Here is a 663-nt window from a genome sequence, read left to right as displayed (position 1 = left end):
CCGGCGGCATTCGTCGTTCTGTCCCGCTGTTCTCCTCCCGCATCGCGGTTGACGCACGGGAACGGGCGCCCCTCCTGGTGGAGGGGCGCCCGTCGCGTGGTGCTGGTGGTGTTACCGGATGACGTTGATGGTGCGCTGGTCAGCAGGGCCGTTGAGGTTGCCCTTGGTGATCTGCTTGGTGAACAGCGTGTACGCCTGCGGGGTGAGGGTGCGCTCGACGGAGATCGTCCAGGCGCCCTGACCGTTCACCGTCGCGGAGCCCAGGCGGCTCACGGTGCCGTTCAGGACGACCTTGGCGCCGGGGGCACCGGTCCCCGTGAAGACGACCTGGTCGCCTCGGAGGGTCCCACCGTTGCCGGGGGTCTCGATGACGAGGTCCGCGGGCGTGCCGTAGTCGAGCGTCGCCGTCTTGGGCGCCGAGACCGTGCCGTTGACCGTCTGGGTGACGGTGAAGGTGCGGACGCCGGCGACCGTGGCGGGGATCGTGACGGAGTACTTCCCGTCGACGGCCTTGACGCTCTCGATGATCGTCGTGCCTTCGCGGACGATGACGTCCGCCCCGGTCTGGGCGTTGCCCGAGACGACGGCGTTCTGCTCGACGTCACGGTCGAAGACCCCGTTGGCCGTCAGCGCCGTGATCTGCTCGTTGCGGACGGTGACGGT

At 69.1% G+C, this 663-nt stretch carries 1 protein-coding gene; it reads right to left on the bottom strand.

Translation table 11 applies throughout. The features are described from left to right. Positions 1–111 precede the first annotated feature (111 nt). The coding region (locus H489_RS38085) for a hypothetical protein (protein WP_031259358.1) at positions 112–663 on the bottom strand (552 nt) is incomplete at its 5' end.

Source organism: Curtobacterium flaccumfaciens UCD-AKU (assembly GCF_000349565.1).
Taxonomy (GTDB): domain Bacteria; phylum Actinomycetota; class Actinomycetes; order Actinomycetales; family Microbacteriaceae; genus Curtobacterium; species Curtobacterium poinsettiae.
This window is presented reverse-complemented; position numbering and strand designations above follow the sequence as displayed.